The 3,217-nt window shown below is 71.6% G+C and carries 2 protein-coding genes and 1 pseudogene; 1 reads left to right on the top strand and 2 read right to left on the bottom strand.

What is annotated here, in order from left to right; genetic code table 11:
* Nucleotides 1–393: pseudogene (locus C3486_RS36455) on the bottom strand (urocanate hydratase); the annotation flags it as partial.
* A 207-nt stretch (nt 394–600) separates the two neighbouring features.
* On the opposite strand from C3486_RS36455, the gene C3486_RS36460 reads away from it, so the two are divergent.
* Nucleotides 601–1,962, top strand: a complete 1,362-nt coding sequence (locus tag C3486_RS36460; protein WP_103837122.1) for an APC family permease — start codon at nt 601–603, stop codon at nt 1,960–1,962.
* A 252-nt stretch (nt 1,963–2,214) separates the two neighbouring features.
* On the opposite strand, the gene C3486_RS36465 is transcribed toward C3486_RS36460, so the two are convergent.
* Nucleotides 2,215–3,087 carry a MurR/RpiR family transcriptional regulator gene (locus tag C3486_RS36465; RefSeq protein ID WP_103837123.1) on the bottom strand — a complete coding sequence of 291 codons (873 nt, stop codon included), beginning with the start codon at nt 3,085–3,087 and terminating at the stop codon, nt 2,215–2,217.
* Nucleotides 3,088–3,217: the final 130 nt, after the last annotated feature.

A 3,217-nucleotide genomic window follows, 5' to 3' on the forward strand; every position in this document is an offset into this window, starting at 1 on the left:
CGAGCCGGCCGTCATCTGGCCGTACATCGTCAGCCCCAGCTGCTCCAGCCGCCGGAACTCCTCCCAGTTCGCCCAGTCCCCCACCAGATTCGAGTTGGCGATCAGCACCCGCGGCGCCCACTCATGGGTCTGCATCACACCCACCGGACGACCCGACTGCACCAGCATCGTCTCGTCCTGCTTCAGCGACCGCAGCGTCCGCTGCATCGCATCGAACGAACGCCAGTCACGCGCCGCCTTGCCGGTACCGCCGTAGACAACCAGCTTGTCCGGATGCTCGGCCACCTCCGGATCCAGGTTGTTCTGCAGCATCCGGAGGGCGGCCTCCTGCTGCCACCCCCGGGCGCTCAGTTCCGTACCACGCGATGCTCGCACGGGTCGCGGTCCTGACATGCCCTGCCTCCTGCCCTCGGCGGTGCCCAGCACCCAGCCGGCACTGGATCGATATATTCACATCTTGGCCTGGATGAATACAGCTAGTCAATGGCGCCCCGGCGGGGCGGGCCGGGCCGTTCCGGCTCTGAACTTCCTCAACTCGCGCTTCCCGCCCCGCGGCCCCGGGCAGGACCACCCCCACATCGACTCCCGGGGGAGGTCCTGATGACCGACACCACCACGCCCGGCTCCACCGCAGCGCCCGAGGAGACCGGCCTCAAGCGCGCCATCGGCCCGAAGCTGCTGATCCTCTTCGTGATCGGCGACATCCTCGGCACCGGCATCTACGCCACCACCGGCAAGGTCGCGGGCAAGGTCGGCGGCGCCCTGTGGCTGCCGTTCGTGATCGGCTTCGTCGTGGCGATCCTGACGGCGGCCTCGTACGTCGAGCTGGTCGGCAAGTACCCGAAGGCCGCCGGGGCCGCGCTCTACACCCAGAAGGCGTTCAAGGTCCCCTTCCTGACCTTCATCGTGGCCTTCATGGTGATGTGCTCGGGGCTGTCCTCGGCGAGCGCGGCGGCCCGCGCGTTCGGCGGCGACTACCTCGCCGAGTTCACCGACGCGGTGCCGCCGACCGTCGTCGCCATCCTCTTCGTGCTGGCGCTCGCGGCGCTGAACCTGCGCGGCGTCTCCGAGTCGGTGAAGGCGAACGTCGTACTGACGCTGGTCGAGGTGACCGGGCTGCTGGTGATCCTGGCGATCGGCGCGTACGCGGTCCTCACCGGCGACGGCGAGCCCGCCCGGCTGGCCGACTTCGAGGCGTCCGGGAGCGGCGGGTACGCGCTGCTGACCGGCGTACTGGGCGCCACCGCGCTCGGGTTCTTCGCGTTCGTCGGCTTCGAGGACTCGGTGAACATGGCCGAGGAGACCCGCGACCCGGTGCGCACCTTCCCCCGCGCGATCTTCATCGGCGTGGCCGTGACGGGCACCATCTACGTCCTGGTCGCGCTGGTCTCGTCGCTGCTGGTCGACCACCGCACGCTGGAGAAGTCCAGCGGGCCGCTGCTGGAGGTGGTCAAGGCCGGCGGGCTGGACTTCCCGCCGAAGCTCTTCGCGCTGATCGCGCTGTTCGCCGTCACCAACTCCGCGCTGATCAACATCATGATGGCCTCCCGGCTCTGCTACGGCATGGCCAACGAACGCATCCTGCCCAAGGCGATGGGCCGCGTCCTGGCCCGCCGCCGCACGCCCGTCGCGGGCATCCTCTTCGTCACGCTGCTGGCCGTCGGCCTGGTCTCCACCGGCGAGATCGAAGGGCTGGGCGACACCACGGCATTCCTGCTGCTCTGCGTCTTCGCGGTGGTCAACATCGCGGTACTGGTGCTGCGCAGGGACCGCGTGGCGCACGCCCACTTCCGTACGCCGACGGCGCTGCCGGTGCTCGGCGCGCTCACGGCCCTGGTCCTCGCCAGCCCGCTGGCCGACCGGCCACTGGAGGTCTACGTACGGGCCGGCGTACTGCTGCTGATCGGCGTGGCCCTGTGGGCGGTGAACAGGCTCGTACTGAAGGTGCGGGGCGAGGGCTGACCCGCGCCTCGGGCACCCCGGCGCGGCGGCCGAGGCCCGCCTCGCCGGTGGCCGAATCCGTCACCCCGACCTGTCATACGGCAGCAGGCACCGGTCGCACCCCGGCGCATCGCGCCCCTCCTGAACCGTTGTCGACGGATAGCGCCCATACTCCCCGCTTCGTGCCCGGCACCAGCTGAAGCGGGTCGAGGCGCAGCTGGAGGTGTGAGTACGCGGCACGGCGGCCCGGGGACGGGCCGGAGCGGGGCCGCCTCACTCCACGAAGAGGCCACGGGCCGCCGCCCGCGCGTCGAACGCCTCCAGTTTTGCCTGCGCGTCGGGGAGCGCGTCGCACATGGCCTCCAGTAGGACCCGGCCGAGCAGCATGGGCGCGCAGACCGTGTCGAAGGCAAGGCCCGTGCCGACCGCCGCGGGCAGCATGAGGTCGGTGTGGCGGGCGACGGGCGCGAAGGCGCTGTCGGCCACGGTGACGACGGTCAGCCCGGCGGACCTGGCGTACTCCAGCGCGTCCAGCACCTCGCGCGGGTGGCGGGGCAGCGCGAAGCAGAGCAGCACGGTCGCGCCCGACCTGACCGCGCCGTCGATCCGGTCGGCCAGCATCGAGCCGCCCTCGTCCAGCAGCCGTACGTCGGGGTGGACCTTGCGCGCGAAGTACGCGAACCCGGCGGCCTGGCCGACCGCGGCACGCAGGCCCAGCACCGGCAGCACCGGGGACGCGGCGAACAGCCGTGCCGCCTCCTCGACCGGCCCGGGGTCGGCGAGCGCCGCCGCCAGCTCCTGGAGGTTGCCGATCTCCTCCAGTACGGCCTGCTGGTACTCGTTGCGGGAGTCGGCGGCGGGCGTGCCGCGGTCGGGCGTGACGTCGCGCAGGTGGCGGCGGAGCGCCGGGTAGCCGTCGAAGCCCAGGGCGACCGCGAAGCGGGTCACCGAGGGCTGGCTGACCCCGGCCAGCTCGGCCAGCTCGACGCTGGAGAGGAAGGGCGCGTCGGCGGCCCGGCGCACCATGCAGTGGGCGATCCGGCGCTGGGTCGGCGTGAGCCGGTGCCCCTCGAAGAGCTTCTGCAGCCGCGCCGCGGCGCCGGCCGCCGCCTCGGTGGCGTGCTCGCCGCCGTTGTCCCCGCTCATCGTGTCCTCTCGGTCCGCTCCCCGGCGTGTGCTGCCCGACTTTACGTAATCCCGCGTCCGGGCCGCCGGGCCGAAGCCGTCACCAGCCTCTTCGCTCCAGACTATTGCATTTTCATTCATCTGCGCTTGA

The sequence above is a fragment of the Streptomyces sp. Ru73 genome (assembly GCF_002920575.1).
In the GTDB taxonomy this organism is placed as follows: domain Bacteria; phylum Actinomycetota; class Actinomycetes; order Streptomycetales; family Streptomycetaceae; genus Streptomyces.